The 16,461-nt window shown below is 74.4% G+C and carries 22 protein-coding genes, 1 tRNA gene and 1 pseudogene; 10 read left to right on the top strand and 14 right to left on the bottom strand.

Annotation, left to right across the window (positions count from 1 at the left end):
• Positions 1-236: 236 nt before the first annotated feature.
• The 6 genes from ABEB06_RS18605 to ABEB06_RS18580 form a co-directional block, all read right to left on the bottom strand.
• Positions 237-530 (bottom strand): Dabb family protein, encoded by a 294-nt coding sequence (locus ABEB06_RS18605; protein ID WP_345697991.1) that lies wholly within the window; start codon positions 528-530, stop codon positions 237-239.
• A 99-nt stretch (positions 531-629) separates the two neighbouring features.
• Positions 630-794, bottom strand: a complete 165-nt coding sequence (locus ABEB06_RS18600; RefSeq protein WP_345697990.1) for a hypothetical protein — start codon at positions 792-794, stop codon at positions 630-632.
• 440 nt (positions 795-1,234) lie between these two features.
• A tRNA-Ser gene (locus ABEB06_RS18595) sits at positions 1,235-1,324 on the bottom strand.
• 44 nt (positions 1,325-1,368) lie between these two features.
• A complete protein-coding gene (gene tadA / locus ABEB06_RS18590; protein ID WP_345697989.1) occupies positions 1,369-1,908 on the bottom strand; it encodes a tRNA adenosine(34) deaminase TadA in 540 nt (179 codons plus the stop codon).
• Between the two features lie 29 nt (positions 1,909-1,937).
• A complete protein-coding gene (locus ABEB06_RS18585) occupies positions 1,938-2,501 on the bottom strand; it encodes a tRNA adenosine deaminase-associated protein (RefSeq protein ID WP_345697988.1) in 564 nt (187 codons plus the stop codon).
• Between the two features lie 251 nt (positions 2,502-2,752).
• On the bottom strand, positions 2,753-2,956 hold the full coding sequence (locus ABEB06_RS18580; RefSeq protein ID WP_345697987.1) for a hypothetical protein: 204 nt from the start codon (positions 2,954-2,956) through the stop codon (positions 2,753-2,755).
• A gap of 129 nt (positions 2,957-3,085) precedes the next feature.
• Between ABEB06_RS18580 and upp the strand changes: the two genes are divergently transcribed.
• Entirely contained in the window at positions 3,086-3,721 is a 636-nt protein-coding gene (upp, locus tag ABEB06_RS18575) for a uracil phosphoribosyltransferase (protein WP_345697986.1), read from the top strand.
• A gap of 75 nt (positions 3,722-3,796) precedes the next feature.
• Here the strand turns inward: upp and ABEB06_RS18570 are convergent, their stop codons facing one another.
• Together ABEB06_RS18570 and ABEB06_RS18565 are read right to left on the bottom strand one after the other, a co-directional pair.
• A complete protein-coding gene (locus ABEB06_RS18570; protein ID WP_345697985.1) occupies positions 3,797-4,516 on the bottom strand; it encodes a LytR C-terminal domain-containing protein in 720 nt (239 codons plus the stop codon).
• A 178-nt stretch (positions 4,517-4,694) separates the two neighbouring features.
• A complete protein-coding gene (locus tag ABEB06_RS18565) occupies positions 4,695-4,991 on the bottom strand; it encodes a type II toxin-antitoxin system VapB family antitoxin (protein ID WP_014136828.1) in 297 nt (98 codons plus the stop codon).
• A gap of 123 nt (positions 4,992-5,114) precedes the next feature.
• Here ABEB06_RS18565 and ABEB06_RS18560 point away from each other — a divergent pair, with 123 nt between their 5' ends.
• A complete protein-coding gene (locus tag ABEB06_RS18560) occupies positions 5,115-6,719 on the top strand; it encodes a helicase HerA-like domain-containing protein (RefSeq protein WP_345697984.1) in 1,605 nt (534 codons plus the stop codon).
• A 9-nt stretch (positions 6,720-6,728) separates the two neighbouring features.
• Here ABEB06_RS18560 and ABEB06_RS18555 read toward each other — a convergent pair whose 3' ends face one another.
• Both ABEB06_RS18555 and ABEB06_RS18550 read right to left on the bottom strand, forming a co-directional pair.
• The gene (locus ABEB06_RS18555) at positions 6,729-7,181 is read right to left on the bottom strand and encodes a VOC family protein (RefSeq protein WP_345697983.1); all 453 of its coding nucleotides are present in this window, start codon (positions 7,179-7,181) and stop codon (positions 6,729-6,731) included.
• 15 nt (positions 7,182-7,196) lie between these two features.
• The gene (locus ABEB06_RS18550; RefSeq protein WP_345697982.1) at positions 7,197-8,375 is read right to left on the bottom strand and encodes a hypothetical protein; all 1,179 of its coding nucleotides are present in this window, start codon (positions 8,373-8,375) and stop codon (positions 7,197-7,199) included.
• Positions 8,376-8,467: 92 nt separating this feature from the next.
• On the opposite strand from ABEB06_RS18550, the gene ABEB06_RS18545 reads away from it, so the two are divergent.
• Complete coding sequence (locus tag ABEB06_RS18545) at positions 8,468-9,331, top strand: alpha/beta hydrolase (RefSeq protein WP_345697981.1); 864 nt, start codon at positions 8,468-8,470, stop codon at positions 9,329-9,331.
• Positions 9,332-9,384: 53 nt separating this feature from the next.
• Complete coding sequence (locus tag ABEB06_RS18540; RefSeq protein WP_345697980.1) at positions 9,385-9,903, top strand: YbhB/YbcL family Raf kinase inhibitor-like protein; 519 nt, start codon at positions 9,385-9,387, stop codon at positions 9,901-9,903.
• A gap of 12 nt (positions 9,904-9,915) precedes the next feature.
• Here ABEB06_RS18540 and ABEB06_RS18535 read toward each other — a convergent pair whose 3' ends face one another.
• Positions 9,916-10,416, bottom strand: a complete 501-nt coding sequence (locus ABEB06_RS18535; RefSeq protein WP_345697979.1) for an FBP domain-containing protein — start codon at positions 10,414-10,416, stop codon at positions 9,916-9,918.
• Positions 10,417-10,569: 153 nt separating this feature from the next.
• Here ABEB06_RS18535 and ABEB06_RS18530 point away from each other — a divergent pair, with 153 nt between their 5' ends.
• Positions 10,570-11,337 (top strand): SDR family oxidoreductase, encoded by a 768-nt coding sequence (locus ABEB06_RS18530; RefSeq protein WP_345697978.1) that lies wholly within the window; start codon positions 10,570-10,572, stop codon positions 11,335-11,337.
• Between the two features lie 3 nt (positions 11,338-11,340).
• Here the strand turns inward: ABEB06_RS18530 and ABEB06_RS18525 are convergent, their stop codons facing one another.
• Positions 11,341-11,496, bottom strand: a complete 156-nt coding sequence (locus tag ABEB06_RS18525) for a hypothetical protein (RefSeq protein WP_345697977.1) — start codon at positions 11,494-11,496, stop codon at positions 11,341-11,343.
• A 44-nt stretch (positions 11,497-11,540) separates the two neighbouring features.
• On the opposite strand from ABEB06_RS18525, the gene ABEB06_RS18520 reads away from it, so the two are divergent.
• From ABEB06_RS18520 to ABEB06_RS18505, 4 genes are read left to right on the top strand one after another with little or no spacing between them, the layout of a single operon-like run.
• The gene (locus tag ABEB06_RS18520) at positions 11,541-12,068 is read left to right on the top strand and encodes a SixA phosphatase family protein (RefSeq protein WP_345697976.1); all 528 of its coding nucleotides are present in this window, start codon (positions 11,541-11,543) and stop codon (positions 12,066-12,068) included.
• Positions 12,069-12,089: 21 nt separating this feature from the next.
• A complete protein-coding gene (locus tag ABEB06_RS18515) occupies positions 12,090-12,689 on the top strand; it encodes a hypothetical protein (protein ID WP_345697975.1) in 600 nt (199 codons plus the stop codon).
• Between the two features lie 48 nt (positions 12,690-12,737).
• Complete coding sequence (locus ABEB06_RS18510) at positions 12,738-13,535, top strand: VOC family protein (protein WP_345697974.1); 798 nt, start codon at positions 12,738-12,740, stop codon at positions 13,533-13,535.
• Position 13,536: 1 nt separating this feature from the next.
• On the top strand, positions 13,537-14,016 hold the full coding sequence (locus tag ABEB06_RS18505) for a DinB family protein (RefSeq protein ID WP_345697973.1): 480 nt from the start codon (positions 13,537-13,539) through the stop codon (positions 14,014-14,016).
• A 7-nt stretch (positions 14,017-14,023) separates the two neighbouring features.
• On the opposite strand, the gene ABEB06_RS18500 is transcribed toward ABEB06_RS18505, so the two are convergent.
• Positions 14,024-14,410, bottom strand: coding sequence for a VOC family protein (locus ABEB06_RS18500; protein ID WP_345701894.1), 387 nt, complete (start codon positions 14,408-14,410; stop codon positions 14,024-14,026).
• A gap of 26 nt (positions 14,411-14,436) precedes the next feature.
• On the bottom strand, positions 14,437-15,885 hold the full coding sequence (gene pdxR / locus ABEB06_RS18495) for a MocR-like pyridoxine biosynthesis transcription factor PdxR (protein ID WP_345697972.1): 1,449 nt from the start codon (positions 15,883-15,885) through the stop codon (positions 14,437-14,439).
• A gap of 47 nt (positions 15,886-15,932) precedes the next feature.
• Between pdxR and ABEB06_RS18490 the strand changes: the two are divergent.
• A pseudogene (locus tag ABEB06_RS18490) lies at positions 15,933-16,415 on the top strand (carboxymuconolactone decarboxylase family protein).
• Positions 16,416-16,461 lie beyond the last annotated feature (46 nt).

Raw genomic sequence — 16,461 nt, 5'->3', positions numbered from 1 at the left:
CTGTCTGCTGGTCGGGCCGCGCTCACCACCTCGCTGCCGTCGCGGGTCGCCATATCCGGCAAAACCGGTCATAGCATCACAAGTTGCTCGGTAGCCGGGCAAGCACCACGCCGAGGCGTGTTGACGGACCGTCGATTCGGCGTTCGGACGCACCGCAGCCCCCCGCCACGGTCATCGGCGAGGGGCTGCAAGGGTCGTGCGTGTGCGACTTCTGGGCCGTCCGGGTGATGCCGGACTCAGACCTCGACGTCCGCGATCACCCAGGTGGCGAACTCGCGCCACTGCCCGGCGGCGGCCTGGTGCGCCGGGTGGCCGAGGTACGCGACCAGCGCCTCGCGGTCCTCGACCAGGCTGTTGATCGCGTAGTCGTATGCGATGTCGCGGTCGGTGGTGTTCCAGCCGCACTCCCACTCGCGCAGCTCCGGGATCAGCGCACCCAGCTCCTCGAACGCCTTCGCGCCGGCCAGCGCGCGCGGGTCGTCCTTGGCGACGCCTTCATTGAGCTTGAACAGGACCAGGTGTCGGATCACGGTGCCGCTCCTCGCGGATGGTGAGGGTTGTCGAACCCCGCCACCGTAACCGCCCGCGCCCGCCGCCCAGCGCCGCTGCCCACCATCCGGTCGGGCCCGCTACGACACCAGCCCGGTCATGAACGTCCCGACCGCCTTCGCCGCGTCCGAGATGCCGACGAAGCCCGACTGGACCAGCTCCGCCGCCCGCTGCGGCGAGGTGATGATCGTGTAGATGACGAAGATGAGCAGGAGCCACGTGCCGATCTTCTTCGCCTGAGCCATCGAACGGGCCTGCCTTCCCTGGCGCGGGCCGCCGCCTTGTCCCCGGGCGCCCCTCCTGCTGCGCGCAGCTTATCCACCGTTCGGCCCAAGCCGTGAGCACCCTGTTCACCCGCCGGGACGAAGGTCCTCCCCGCAGAGGCCTTTCTCCGGATGTGCCCGCCCCGCCGCCCCGGCAGGATGGTTGACGTACCGAGGATCTGGCAGGAATCCCCGGTGCGTGGGTCCGGAGGTCCCCGCTGTGGGACCGGTGCCGCGGCTTCCCCCCTGACGCGGCACCGGTAGTGGGACCTCCGCCAGGGCGCCCGTCCGTCCCCCCGGGACGGGCGCCCCCACCCTTCGTCTCCCCTCCGCCCGGAACTCGCGCAGCTCCACGAGCCACTCCCGTTCCCCGGGAACGCCGAAGGGCCCCGACCGTCTCCGGTCGGGGCCCTTCGGAATGCTGGCGGTAGCGGTGGGATTCGAACCCACGGTGGAGTTGCCCCCACACACGCTTTCGAGGCGTGCTCCTTTGGCCGCTCGGACACGCTACCGAGGGAGACTCTACCGGACGGGTCGCGGTGGGACGAAATCCGTATCAGCGGTGGGTGTCGAAGAAGGCGAGGAGCTGGGCGGAGCACTCGTCGGCGAGGACGCCGGGGACGACCTCGGGGCGGTGGTTGAGGCGGTTGTCGCGCATCACGTCGAAGAGCGACCCGGCCGCGCCGGCCTTCGGGTCGAGGGCGCCGTAGACGACGCGGTCGATCCGGGAGAGCACGATCGCCCCGGCGCACATGGTGCAGGGCTCCAGGGTGACCACCAGGGTGCAGCCGCCGAGCCGCCACTCGCCGACGGCGCGGGCGGCCTCCCGGATGGCGACCACCTCGGCGTGGCCGGTGGGGTCGCCGACCGCCTCGCGGACGTTGTGGCCGCGCCCGAGCACGCTGCCGTCGGGCCCGAGCACGAGCGCCCCGACCGGTACGTCGCCGGTGGCGGTGGCCCGGGCGGCCTCGTCCATGGCGAGGCGCATCAGGCCGGTCCACCGGTCGCGGACCGGATCGGGGCGCACCGGGGCCGGCAGCGGCCGGATCCCGGTGGTGTCGAGATCGGCGGCGGTCGGGGCGGGAGCGGGCTGCATGGACCCAGTGTCGGGCACCGGTGCCGCCGTTACCGAACGGCCTCCAGGACCTCGCCGCAGCCGAGCGCCTCGGCGATCTCGGCGAGGGCGTCGCCGGAGTCGGCGCCCTCCCCGGCGAGGGCCATCAGGTCGCCGGCGCCGAGGCCGTACTCGGCGAGGATCTCGGAGTCGCCGAGCGGGCCGACCGGGGCGGCGCCGAGGCCGGTCGCGGTGCCCGCGGCGTCCTCGTCGTCCTCGTCGGCGCCGGACGCGGCGTCCTCGTCGTCGAGTTCGGCCACCAGGTTGTCGAGGTCGTCGAAGTCTGCCTCGCCGTCCTGTTCGATCAGCTCGTCGGTGAGGACGGCGCCGTAGGAGCTGCGGGCGGCCGCGGCGGCATCGGAGACGAAGATCCGCGGATCGTCCTCACCGTCCACCCGGACGACCGCGAACCACGCGTCCTCCTGCTCGATGAAGACCAGGACGGTGTCCTCGTCCTCCGCGGCCTCGCGGGCCAGGTCGGCAAGGTCGGCCAGGGTTTCCACGTCGTCGAGTTCCGTCTCGCTCACATCCCACCCGGCACCGGTGCGAGCAAGCACTGCAGCGAAGTACGCCACCAGGGACACTCCCAAGATTGGTCTCGGCTGTCGGCATCTCGGGCGGGTGCGGTCCGGCCGCCCCCGCGCCAGCAGGCGGTCCGCTGTTCGGACCGTCCCACCGCATCGTGACAGAAAGCCCGCCGCTGCGGGGGGTGTTCGGCACCGCGTCTTCGCAGGTCGTGTCGGAATGGTCGGCCGGGGGGCGGCCGAAGGCGGGCAAAACGCCGGTGGAGGACCGCCGGAAGGGCGTGGAGGGGCCGGATGGCGGGTCAGATCCGGAAGGTTCGCATCCGCATCGCTTCGCGCATCCGACGCTCCTTGGTCCGTCTCGGCTGGACGCGGGCGCGCAGTTCGCGCGCCTCCGTGAGCTCGCGGAGGAACACGGCGCGACGTTTGCGCCGCTCCGCCTCGGTCTCAGGTTTGGGCTGGGACTCGTCTGTCGAGCCGGGCCCGATCACCGGGTTGCTCTTCATAGAGTCCGACTTTCCCAGAAGTGTCCGCTTGATACCACAGCGCGGACGATGCTTCGGTCATTGACACAAAGGGCGGGGCCGGACGCGGCGAGTCGTACGTACGTGCTCGCGGCCGTTATCGTCGGGTACATGCGCCTCCACGTCGTCGACCACCCGCTGGTCGCCCACAAACTCTCCACCCTGCGCGACGAGCGCACGGACTCGCCGACCTTCCGGCGGCTCACCGACGAGCTGGTGACCCTGCTCGCGTACGAGGCGACCCGGGACGTCCGCACCGACGAGGTCGAGATCACCACCCCGGTCGCCGTCACCCAGGGCACCCGGCTGAGCTACCCGCGTCCGCTGGTGGTGCCGATCCTGCGGGCCGGCCTCGGCATGCTGGACGGCATGACCCGGCTGCTGCCGACCGCCGAGGTCGGCTTCCTCGGCATGGTCCGCAACGAGGAGACGCTGGAGGCGTCCACGTACGCGACCCGGATGCCGGACGACCTGTCCGGGCGGCAGGTGTACGTGCTCGACCCGATGCTCGCGACCGGCGGCACGCTGGTGGCGGCGATCCGGATGCTGCTGGAGCGCGGCGCGACCGACGTCACCGCGGTGGTGCTGCTGGCCGCGCCGGAGGGCGTCGCGCTGATGGAGAAGGAGCTCGCCGGCCAGCCGGTCACCGTGGTGACCGCCGCGCTCGACCAGCGCCTGAACGAGCACGGCTACATCGTCCCGGGCCTCGGCGACGCGGGGGACCGCCTCTACGGCACCGCGGGCTGAACCGCACGCAACGCGGCCCGCACGGAGAACAGGAGGGGAGCCCCGACGGGGCTCCCCTCTCGCTTTCGCCTCCGGTCAGCAGCTGCCCGGGGCCGAGGTCGGGGTGACCGGCTTGGTGGCCTCGGCGAGCGCGGCGGCCGCCTGGGTCGGGTCGAGCAGCGCGGCGTAGGTGTCGCCGATGACGAAGTCGACGGTGGCGTCGGCGCGGGTGTCCTCGGTGGCGGTGGCGCCGGAGGCCTGCGACTTCAGCAGGGTCGCGGCGCCGAGCCCGCCGGGGCCGCTGACCACCAGGATGGTGCCGGGCACCTTCCCGAGCGCGGACGGCGCGTTGCCGACCTTGCCCACGGTGAACCCGCGCTTCTTGAGCTCCTCGGCCGTCCGTGCCGCCAGGCCCGACTTGTCGGTGGCGTTGTAGACGTTGACCGTGACGGCCTGCGGCTGGGGCACGGCGGTGCTGCTCGCGGCCGGAGCGCCCGGGGCCGCGGCGCCCGAGGCGGCGGCCGGTGCGCCCGAGGCGGCCGGGGCGCCGGCCGAGCCGGACGGGACGGGAGCGGCGAGCGGCTTGCCGGAGGCGGCGGGGGTCGCGCAGGCCTGGGCGGTGGCGTTCTTGCCCTTGCCGGTGAAGATGTCGAACAGCTGGACGCCGCCGAGGGCCACCAGGGCCAGCGCGAGGACGCCGCCGATCGCGGCCAGCACCTTGCGGCTGCGGCGCGGCGGGCGGCCGAGACGCGGGTACGAGTTGCCGGTGATCCGGTACTGCTTCCCCTTCAAGCCCTGGGGAGTCAACATGCTCATGGTCTGTCTCCCCCAAGAGGTGCCGGGGCGGGTTCCGAGGACCGCGACGCGGCCTTGTCAGCAGATTAGTGCGACTACGCTGCGAAGGTACTAAATGATCATCATCTGGAGTACGAGGGCACTCGAAAGGATGTACCCGCGCCGCCGGTGAGCGGCCCGGGGTCGGGATGACGAGCGGTCAGTCCATCTCCAGCACGCGGGCGTGCAGGACCTGGCGCTGCTGGAGGGCGGCCCGGACCGCACGGTGCAGCCCGTCCTCCAGGTAGAGGTCGCCCCGCCACTTGACCACGTGGGCGAAGAGGTCGCCGTAGAACGTGGAGTCCTCGGCGAGCAGGGTCTCGAGGTCGAGCTGACCCTTGGTGGTCACCAACTGGTCCAGCCGCACCGGACGCGGCGCGACGTCCGCCCACTGGCGGGTGCTGGTCCGGCCGTGATCCGGGTACGGGCGTCCGTTGCCGATGCGCTTGAAGATCACACGGAAAGCCTACCGTTCGGGGCACACCGGGCGCAGCACGCCGGACCTGACCTGCGCGGCGCGGGCACCGAGGTTTTGATGGGAATGACGTTTTCATCCCCTTATGCCCGGGAGCCCGTCGCGATGACCACCCCCGACCGCAACGCCGCAGCGCCGACCACCCCGCCCGCCACGACCCCCGCCGCCCCACCGGAGGCGGTCCTGCAGATCGCCGCCGGGTACGCGTTCACCGGCCCGGCGCTGGAGCTGGGCGCCGCGCTGCAGGGCACCACCGCCTACCCCGACGCGCAGGTGCGGATCCCGCTCGGGGTGCTCAACCGGCACGGGCTGGTCGCCGGGGCGACCGGCACCGGCAAGACCAAGACACTGCAGCTGATCGCCGAGCAGCTCTCCGCGCAGGGCGTGCCGGTCTTCCTCGCCGACGTCAAGGGCGACGTCTCCGGCATCTGCGCGCCGGGCACGGCGAACGACAGGGTGGCCGCGCGGGCCGCCGAGGTCGGCCAGGACTGGACGGCGCAGGGCTGTCCGACCGAGTTCTACGCGCTGGGCGGCCAGGGGGCGGGCATCCCGGTCCGGGCCACCGTGACCAGCTTCGGCCCGCTGCTGCTGTCCAAGGTGCTGGAGCTGAACGAGACCCAGGAGGCCTCGCTCGGCCTGGTCTTCCACTACGCGGACCGGCGCGGCCTGGAGCTGTACGACCTCAAGGACCTCACCGCGGTGATCTCCTTCCTGACCTCGCCGGAGGGCAAGGAGGAGCTGAAGGGCATCGGCGGGCTGTCGGCGGCCACCGCGGGGGTGATCCTGCGGTCGTTGACGGTGCTGGAGAACGAGGGCGCCGGGGCGTTCTTCGGCGAGCCGGAGTTCGACACCGCGGAGCTGCTGCGCACCGCGGCGGACGGGCGCGGCACGGTGTCGGTGCTGGAGCTGCCGGCGGTGCAGGACCGGCCGCGGCTGTTCTCCACCTTCCTGATGTGGCTGCTGGCCGACCTCTACCAGGAGCTGCCCGAGGTCGGCGACCTGGACAGGCCGAAGCTGGTGTTCTTCTTCGACGAGGCGCACCTGCTCTTCAAGGGCGCCTCCAAGGCCTTCCTGGAGGCGATCACCCAGACGGTGCGGCTGATCCGCTCCAAGGGGGTCGGCATCTTCTTCGTCACCCAGACGCCGAAGGACGTGCCGGCGGACGTGCTGGCCCAGCTCGGCAACCGGGTGCAGCACGCGCTCCGCGCGTTCACCCCGGACGACGCCAAGGCGCTGAAGGCCACGGTGTCGACGTTCCCGAAGTCCTCGTACGACCTGACCGAGGTGCTGACCCAGCTGGGCACCGGCGAGGCGGTGGTGACGGTGCTGTCGGAGAGGGGGGCGCCGACGCCGGTGGCGGCGACCCGGCTGCGGGCGCCGCAGTCGCTGATGGGGCCGGTGGACCCGGCGGCGCTGCGGGCGGCGGTGGACGCCTCGCCGCTGACCCCGAAGTACCGGGACGCGGTCGACCGGGAGTCGGCCTACGAGAAGCTGACCCGCCCGCCGGCCGTCGAGCCCGAGGGGGCGCCGGAACCCGCGGCCGAGCCGGAGCCGCGGGCCGAGGAGCGGAAGGGGCGCAAGGAGGAGGGCGGGCTGCTCGGCTCGCTGCTGAGCAGCCCGGCGCTGAGGTCCTTCGCCCGCTCGGCGGGCACGCAGCTGGGGCGGGAGATCAGCCGCAGCATCTTCGGGACCTCCCGCCGCAGGCGCTGACCTCGCGGGTCAGGCCGCGCAGAACTCGTTGCCCTCCGGGTCCCGCATGACCCACCAGCGGCCCGCGGGGCCCTTGTCGACCTCGTGCAGCCGGCTCGCGCCGAGCGCCTCCAGCCGGGCGACCAGCGCGTCCGGCCCGGCGGGGCCGCTGTGCACGTCGAGGTGCAGCCGGTTCTTGCCGGACTTGGGCTCGGGCACCTCCTGGAACAGCAGCCGCCGGCCGTGCCCGACCCCGCTGGTGGCGTCGTACGGGTCCTCGGGGTGGCGGATCCCGGAGGCGCCGCGGAAGAGCCGGCGGCCGCCGCGGTGGACGACGGCCGACTCGGGGAGGTGCCCGGCGGCGAGCAGCTGCTCGATCAGCGGGCTGGGGTCCTCCACCTCGTACTCCAGCGCCGCAGCCCAGAACTCGGCGAGGGCGGGGGCGTCCGTGCAGTCGATGACGAGCTTCCAGTGCAGGGGCATGCCCCCCACTGTCGCTCAGGGGTGTGACAGCTGGGCCAGCGCCGCGCCGATCCGGTCCATCGAGGACAGCCGCATCAGGCCGTAGTTGTAGAACTCGACCTCGGGAACGCCCAGTTCGTGCAGGGTGGCGATCTTGGCGGCGAGGTTGGCCGGGCCGTCGCAGTCGGATGCCATCGGACGCAGGACGACGGCCATCTGCTCGGGGCGTACACCGTGCAGGGCGAAGGCGGCGACCTTCTCGCGGACGTCCTCGGGGGACCTGGCGTAGCCCAGGGTCTCGATCTGCGGCACGGCCTTGGCGAGCGCGGGCAGGTCGATGCCGGAGAGCCAGCCCCGGCCGGGCCCGCCGCCGTCCATGAAGGTCAGCCGCATGCCGTGGCCGGCCGCCGCGTCGGCGAGCTCGGCGGCGAGCGAGGTGACGGTCAGGGTGGCGGCGTCCAGGTACGCGGCGACGGCGCCGTCGGCGAGGCCGTCCAGGGCGGCGGGGGCGAGGGCGCACTCCTCGTCGGCGATCCGGGCGCGCAGCTCGTCCCGGACGGCGCGGTGGACGTCGTCGGCGTCCACCCCGGCGTTGTCGGCGGCGGCCCGGCAGTGCGGGCAGAAGCAGATGCCGAGCAGCGCCTCGGTGACCGGGCCGAGCTCCTCGAAGTAGCGCTCGTGGTGGTAGCCGTGGCGCAGGCCGTGGAAGTGCAGCGACTCGGCGCGGATCGCGTCCACGCCGTACCGGGCCAGCTCCTCGACCAGGCCGTGGGCGTACGCGCGGACCTCGGGGTTGGCCGGGCAGAGCTCGGTGAGGTGTCGGTCGCCGAAGGCGTTGGCGGGGGAGCAGTCGGGGTGGGCGAAGCCGAGCCGGTCGTTGTGGCAGAAGACCGTCCAGGCGTGCAGCTTGAGGCCGCGGCGCCGGGTCTCCGCGGCGGCCTCGGCGAACGGGTCGCGGTCGCCGATCGCGGTGGACGGCACCGGGGCGAGCCGGCGGCCGGCCCAGCGGGCCGGGTCGGGCCGGAAGTACGCGGCGCCCGGCTCCAGGTAGCGGATCACCCGGCGCGGGTTGTGCGGGAAGACGTCCCGGGCCTCGTGGTAGACCGAGGCGAGCGTGACGCCGCCGACCCCGGCCCGGTCGGTAAGGTTGCCGAAGAAGGTGTCGGCCCCCTCGTCGAGCAGATCGGTGGCGAAGGCGAGGACGGACGACTCCACGGGGCGGCTCCGGAGAACGGTGGTGCGGGGCCTCCACGCTATCCGGGCGCCCCGTAATGGTCTATACCTTATGGCTGGGCGAGGGGTGCGGCATGGCGGCGGTCTACCGGGGGTTCGGGCAGGCGGAGCTCGATCGCGAGTACTCGCCCAGCAGCATGGTCGCCGACATGGGCGCCGAGCTGGCGCACGCCACCGCGGTCAGCGGGTCGGCGTACCGCGAGCTGACGGTGCGCCGCGACCTGCCGTACGGCCCCGAGGCGCCCGAGCGGACCGACTTCTTCCCGGCCGAGGGCGCCGACGGCCCCGCGCCGCTGCACGTGTACGTCCACGGCGGCTACTGGCAGGAGCTGGACAAGACCGACTCGGCCTTCGCCGCCCCCGACCTCGTCCGGCGGGGCGCCGCCTTCGCCGCCGTCGGCTACGGCCTCGCGCCCGGCTGGGACCTCGACGCGATCGTCGACCAGGTCCGCCGCGCCGTGCTCCGGCTGCTCGACGACGCCGAGCAGTTGGGCGTCGACCCGGCCCGGGTCTGGCTCAGCGGCAGCTCGGCCGGCGCCCACCTGGTCGCGATGGCCCTGCTCGACCCGCGGATCGCCGGCCGGGTGGCCGGCGCGGTGCTGCTCAGCGGCGTCTACGACCTGGAGCCGATCGCCCTCAGCTACGTCAACGGGCCGCTCGGCCTGGACGCCGACGGCGCCCGCCGCAACAGCCCGCTGCACCTGCTGGCGGACGCCCTGCCCGAGGCCGGCCTGCCGCCGCTGGTGATCGCGCTCGGCGAGCACGAGACGGCGGAGTTCGGCCGCCAGCAGGCCGAGTTCGCGGCCGCCGCGCGGGCCACCGGGACGGCGCTGCGGGAGCTGGTGGTGAAGGGCCGCAACCACTTCGACCTGCCGCTCGACCTCGGCCGGACGGACACCGAGCTCGGCGCGGCGGTGGCGGAACTGACCGGGGCCTGACGGTCCGTAGACTGCGCCTCAACCCCCAAGGGCACGAGGAGAAGGGCAGCGTCATGACCGATCGTCCACCGCTTCCGTACGACTTCCTGCGGCAGGTCCCCGCCTTCGAGCTGACCAGTACCGACCTCACCGACGGCGCCACCATGCCGGACGAGCAGGTCTACTCCGCCGGGAACCGCTCCCCGCAGCTGTCCTGGTCCGGCTTCCCGGAGACCACCCGGGGCTTCGCCGTCACCTGCTTCGACCCGGACGCGCCCACCGGCAGCGGCTGGTGGCACTGGATCGCGGTCGACCTGCCGGCCTCCACCACCGAGCTCGCCACCGGCGCCGGCGCCACCGACGCCGACCTGCCCGGGACGGCCTTCCACGTGCGCAACGACTTCCCGGAGTACCGGTACGACGGCGCCGCGCCGCCGCCCGGCCCGGCGCACCGCTACGTCTTCGTGGTGCACGCCCTGGACACCGCCTCGCTCGGCGTCACCCGGGACACCCCGGCCGCCGCCGTCGGCTTCCGGCTCGCCGCGCACGCCGTCGGGCGGGCCATGCTCACCGTGGAGTACAAGTCCGGCTGACGGCCGCGCGGATCAGGCGGTCTGCAGCACCTGGGCGAGGAACGCGTCCAGGTTGGCCACCGTCCGGGCGACCTGCTCCTCCAGCGACAGCGACTCGTCCGGGCGGCTGACCGTCGCCGGCCGCCGGATCCCACGCACGTACAGCGGACACGCCAGGTCCGCGCAGATGTAGGTGCCCACGGTGTTGCCCTCGCGGCCCGCCGCACCCGCCCGGCGGGCGGTCAGCAGCGCCACGCCCGAGCCCGCGTGCGCGGTCACGCACAGCGAGCAGACGTTGGTCTTGGTCAGGCTGCGGCGGACGTTCGGCGTCCGCAGGGTCACCCCGACCAGGCCGCCGGCGGTCTCCGCCACCAGGTAGCCCCGGTCGGGGGCGCCCGGGTCGCGCCACCCCAGGAAGTCCAGGTCCGCCCACGGCAGCACCGCCAGGTCGCGCGGGACGTGCAACCTGCGGGCCTCGCCCTTGGAGCAGTTGACGAAGGACTCGCGGATCTCGTTCTCGGTCAGTGCACGCATTGGGCCGACGCTAGCCGACCGGTATGCGCCTGTCGTCCGAATATCGGCCCGTCCGCACGGGCCGTGTCACGAACCCGGGGCCTGCTCCGTCGTACCGGCAGGCGCACCGAGCACGAGGCCGGCGCGGCAGGACGCAGAGACGGAGACACGACCATGACCACCGACCCCATCCTGGTCACCGGCGGCACCGGCACCCTCGGCCGGGAGGTCGTCCCGCTGCTGCGGGCCGCCGGGCGGGAAGTCCGGGTGCTCAGCCGCCACCCGCGGCCCGCCACCGACGGCGTCGAGCAGGTCGCCTGCGACCTGGCCACCGGCGCCGGCCTGGACGCGGCGCTGGCCGGCGTCGACACCGTGCTCCACCTGGCCGGCGGGCCCAAGGGCGACGAGGTCACCACCGCCCGCCTGGTCGCCGCCGCGCGGCGGGCCGGCGTCCGGCACCTGGTCTACATCTCGGTGGTCGCCGCCGACCGGATCCCGCTCGCCTACTACCGCTCCAAGCACGCCGCGGAGCAGGCCGTCGCCGGGTCGGGCATCCCGTACACCACCCTGCGCGCCGCCCAGTTCCACACCTTCGCGCTGGCCTACGTGGAGAAGGCGGCCAAGCTGCCCGTGGTCCCCGCGCCCGGCGGGATGCGCTGCGAGCCGGTCGACGTCCGCCACGTCGCCGAGCGGCTGGTCGACCTCACCCTCGGCGAGCCCGCCGGCCTCGTCCCCGACCTGGTCGGGCCCCGGGTCTACACCCTCGGCGAGCTGACGGCCGGCTACCTGGCGGCCCGGGGGCGGCGGCGCGTGCAGCTGCCCGTCCGGGTGCCCGGCAAGGTCGGCCGCGCCTACCGGGCCGGCGACAACCTGGCCGGGACCGGCGCCGAGCGTGGCGGTCGGGGCTGGGAGGCCTTCCTCGGCGACCTGGCCGCGGTCTGAGCCTCAGCCCTCCTCCGCGGCCCGGGCGGCGCGCTTCGCCCCCTGCCTGCTTGAAGGCACGGACCCGCACCAGCGAATCCGGCCCGGTGATGTCCGCCAGCCGGTCGGCCGGACGCCGAGCCGCTTGCCCAGCAGGGCGAGGCGGAGGCTGACGGTCATGTGCCCATGCTGGCAGGACGCCCCGGCGGGGGCATATTGGGTACATGGACCAATCCGTTCGCTTGGTGGTGTTGCGGCACGCGAAGGCGGCGTGGCCGGACGTACCCGACGAGGACCGGCCGCTCGCCCCCCGCGGCGAGGCCGACGCGCCGGCCGCCGGCCGGTGGCTGCGGGAGCACGGCGTGCTGCCCGACCTGGTGGTCTGCTCACCGGCCCGGCGCACCCGGCAGACCTGGGACCTGGCGCAACCGGAGCTGGGCGCCGACCCGCGGGTGGTGCTGGACCCGCGCGCGTACGGGGCCGACGCCGAGGACCTGCTCGGCGTGCTCCGCGAACTGCCCGCCGGCACCCGGACGGCCCTGCTGGTCGGCCACCGTCCCGAGGTGCGGGACCTGGTGCTGCTGCTCGCGGACGAGCGGGAGAGCGAGCCGCTGGCACGGGTCCGCGAGAAGTACCCGACCTCCGGCATCGCCGTCCTGCGGGTGCCGACCGGCTGGGCGGCGCTCGCACCCGCCACCGCCGAACTGACCGCCTTCGCCGTCCCGCGGGGCACCGCCGCCGGGGGCGATTGACCCGGTGGCTACGGTGGCCGGGTGCGTTTCGACAGCGTTCCCGAACCCCCGACGGTCGCGGCCCGCCCGCACGACGACCGGGGCTACCCCGTACCGGCGATCACGCCCTGGCAGGACGGGCAGCCGCAGTTCGCGCTGACCGACCACGGGCGCAGCGCCCGCTGCGCCACCGAGCGCCTGTGCTCGGTCTGCGGCGTCCTGATGGAGCGGGGCCCGGTCTGGCGGGTGGTCGGCACCGCCGAGAGCGAGGCGATCGGCGCCGCCCTGGCCGGGGGCCTGCCGTACCGGAACCTCGCGGCGACGCTGGAGGGCCCCGGTCACCGGGCCTGCATGCTCTACGCGGCGATGGTCTGCCCCTACCTGGCCCGGCCGAACGCCCGGCGCGGCCTGTCCGCCGAGGGCGGCGACGGGCTGACCGGCCACGTGGTGCGCGGCGCGGCCCGCGGCGCCGGCGGCGCGGTGGTGGGCTTCGCCGACTACGAGTACGCGGTCACCGCCGACCGCGTGCTCTTCCGGTTCGTCGACGTGGTCGAGCACCTGCCGTACGCCACCGGCGACGCGCACCTGGCCGAGCTGCGCGCCGAACTGGCTCGACGGGCAGGTGACGGACCCAGTCGCTAGCGTGGCACGGGTCCGCGTTTCCACACCGTCGTGCAGGGAGTTGGACCCATGGCCGTGCACCCCGAAGGCATGCCCTGCTGGGCCGATGCGATGTTCCCCGACCTGGAGGGCGCCAAGCAGTTCTACGGGAAGGTCCTCGGTTGGACCTTCGGCGAGTCCTCGCCGGAGTACGGGAACTACACGCAGGCGTACTCGGACGGCAAGGCGGTCGCCGCCGTCGTCCCGCCGATGCCCGGCCAGGAGGGCCACCCCCAGTGGTGCCTGTACCTGGCCTCGCCGGACGCCGCCGCGACCGCCGGGAAGATCCGGGAGGCCGGCGGCACGGTGCTGATGGAGCCGATGCAGGTCGGTGACTTCGGCACCATGGCGCTCGCCCAGGACCCGGGCGGCGTGCTCTTCGGCGTCTGGCAGGCCGGCAGCCACGAGGGCTTCGAGAAGCGCACCGAGCACGGCGGGTACGCCTGGGCGGAGGTCTTCACCCGCGAGCCGGGCAAGGCGGACGGCTTCTTCCCGGCGGTCTTCCCGTACTCCGTGCAGCAGATGGACGACGACAACGTCGACTACCGGGTGCTCGGCCTGGGCGGCGAGCCGGTGCTCGGGCGGATGGAGATGACCGCCGAGATCCCGGCCGAGGTGCCGTCGTACGTGAACGTCTTCTTCGGCGTCGACGACTGCGACGCCGCCGTCGCCCGCGCCGTCGAGGCCGGCGGCAAACTGGTCTTCGGCCCGATGACCATGCCGTTCGGGCGGTTCGCCTCGCTGGTCGACCCGCAGGGCGCGGCCTTCTCGATCATCGACGGCGACACCGTCGAGGGCGAGCTGCCCGCCATGACGGACGTGGCCTGAGATGGGCGAGCGCGAGGACCTGCTGGAGACGCTCGACAAGCACCGCGGGTTCCTCCGGTACACCGTGCGCGGGCTGGACGACGAGCAGGCCGCCCGGCGCACCACCGCCAGCGAGCTGTGCCTCGGCGGGCTGATCAAGCACGTCGCCGGCGTCGAGGAGCGCTGGATGCGGTTCGCCACCGGCGGGGCCGAGGCGATGCGCAGCGAGCCGGTCGACTGGGAGGGCCAGTTCCGGATGGACGGCGAGACCCTCGCCGCGCTGCTGGAGCGGTACGAGGAGGTCGCGCGGCGGACCGACGCCCTGGTGCGCGAGCTCGACCTCGACCTCGCGCACCCGCTGCCGGAGGCGCCGTGGTTCCCGCCCGGCGCGAAGTGGTCGGTGCGGCGGGTGCTGCTGCACGTCATCGCCGAGACCGCCCAGCACTCCGGGCACGCGGACATCATCCGGGAGTCGCTGGACGGTCAGAAGACCATGGGGTGACCGGCCGTCAGGCGTTCCAGCCGCGGCTGCACAGCACCAGGCGGTAACCGTCGGGGTCGGCGACGGTGACGCCCCACTCGTCCCAGTACGGGTTGTGGGCGGCGACCCGGCTGCCGCCGTGCGCGAGCAGGCGCTCCACCAGCGCCGGGTCGACCGGCGCGCCGAGGTAGAGGACGAAGAGGTCGTCGACCGTGGGGGTGGGGTCGAGCGGGTGGTCGGGGTCGTGGGTGAGCTCGAAGTGCCAGGTGCCCCCGGCGGGCCCGACCATCAGCAGGTCGTGCTCGCCGGGCACCCGCTCGGTGCTGCGCCACAGCACGTCGAGGCCGAGACCTCCGACCCAGAAGTCCTCGGCGGCCGCGAGGTCGCGGGACGGGCGGGCGATCCGGACCGGCATGCGGGAATCGATCACGGTCGCCGAGCCTAGGCCATCGCGGGCGGCAGGGCCCGGCACAGGGCGTCCAGCGCCGCCGCGTACGCCGCCGACGACGGGGTGGCGTAGCCGACGACCAGGCCGTCGGCGGTGGGCTCGGGCGGGGCGTCGGGATGGCGGTAGGGGGCCAGGCCGTCCACCGCGATGCCGAGCCGGGCGGCGGCCTTGAGGGTGCCGGCCTCGGTGCCGGGCGGAAGGCGGAGCACCGCGTGCAGCCCGGCGGCGACGCCGCTGACGGTGACGTGCGGGGCGTGCTCGGCGAGGGCGGAGAGCAGCTGGTCGCGCCGCCGCCGGTACTGCTGCCGCATCCGGCGCACGTGCCGGTCGTAGCCGCCGCTCTCCAGGAAGTCGGCGAGGGTGAGCTGGTCGAGGACGCTCGCCCAGGCCTCCCGCTCGCCCTTGACCGCCAGCACCGGTGCGACGAGGTGGGCGGGCAGCACCATCCAGCCGAGCCGCAGCGCCGGGCTCAGCGACTTGCTGACCGAGCCCAGGTAGGCCACCCGCTCCGGGTCCAGGCCCTGCAGGGCGCCGACCGGCTGCCGGTCGTAGCGGAACTCGCCGTCGTAGTCGTCCTCCAGCACCACGCCGCCACTGGCCCGCGCCCAGTCCACGGCGGCGCTGCGGCGCTCGCGGTGCAGCGGCCCGCCGGTGGGGAACTGGTGCGCGGGGGTGAGCAGCGCGGCGCGGACGCCGCGCATCCCGGTGAGCCCGCTGGTCAGCGCGCCGTGCCCGTCGATCGGCAGCGGCCGGGTGGCGACCCCCGCGGCGGCCAGCAGCGAACGGTGGAACGGCAGCCCGTACGCCTCGACCGCGAGCGGGCCGCGCAGCACCGCGCCCGCCCCGCCGCTGCCGCCCGCCCCGCCGAAGAGCAGCCGCAGGGCGTGCGCGAAGCCGGAGCAGACCACGATTCGCTCGGGGTCGGCGCGCACGCCGCGGGCGCGGGCCAGGTAGTCGGCGAGGGCGCGGCGCAGTTCGATCCGGCCCTGCGGGTCGCCCGGGCCGAAGGCGTCGTCGGGGGCGGCGGTCAGGGCGCGCCGGGCGGAGGCGAGCCAGGCGGTGCGGGGGAACGAGCCGGCGTCCGGTTGGCCCTGTCCGAGCCGGTGGACGGGTGCCCGGCGGCGGTCCGGGGCGCGGGCCGGGACGCGGTCCGCACGCGGCCGGACCCGTTCGGCGACCCGGGTGCCGGAGCCCTGACGGGCGGTCAGCCAGCCCTCGGCGACCAGTTCGGCGTACGCGTCGGCGACGGTGTTGCGGGCCAGGCCGAGGTCGGCGGCGAGCGAGCGGTACGGCGGCAGCCGGGTGCCGGCGGCGAGCCGGCCGTCCCGGACGGCCTCGCGCAGCGCCTGCGTGAGCACCGCCCGCCGGCTGCCCGGACCGGACAGCTCCAGGTGCAGGTCGACACCGATCCGCTGGGCCGAATTGACCCATGGTTCCGCCATGGGAATGAACCCTATCGTGGGTCCATCCGGGGCCTGGCGTGGTTCGCATGACGATCGCTCAGCTGGAGCGGACCGCCGACCGCGTCGACTTCGCCGAGGCCGCGCCGAGGGCCTTCAAGGCCCTGATCGGCTTCGACGCCGCCGCCCGCGAGGGGCTGGACCCGGCACTCGTGGAGCTGGTGCAGATCCGCGCCTCGTTGCTGAACGGCTGCGCGTACTGCCTGCACATGCACACCGACGACGCCCGCGGGGCGGGGGAGAGCGAGGACCGGCTGCACCTGGTCGCGGTCTGGCGGGAGGCCCGGCACTTCTCCAGCCCCGCCGAGCAGGCGGCGCCGGCGCTGACCTAGGCGCTCACCCTGGTCGCCGACGGCGGGGTGCCGGACGAGGTGTACGCCCGGGCGGCCGCCGAGTTCGACCGGCCGACGCCGGCCCGGCTGATCGCGCTGATCTGCACCGTCAACACCTGGAACCGGGTGGCGCCGGCCACCGCCAAGGCCGCCGGTACGGACGAGCGCGCCGGTCACTGAAGCGGTCCGGCCACCGGGGCGGTCGGGCCGGCCGGGGCGGTCAGCG

Source organism: Kitasatospora terrestris, assembly GCF_039542905.1.
Lineage (GTDB): Bacteria > Actinomycetota > Actinomycetes > Streptomycetales > Streptomycetaceae > Kitasatospora > Kitasatospora terrestris.
Note: the sequence above shows the minus strand (reverse complement) of the source record. Positions and strands in the feature narration are given on the sequence as shown.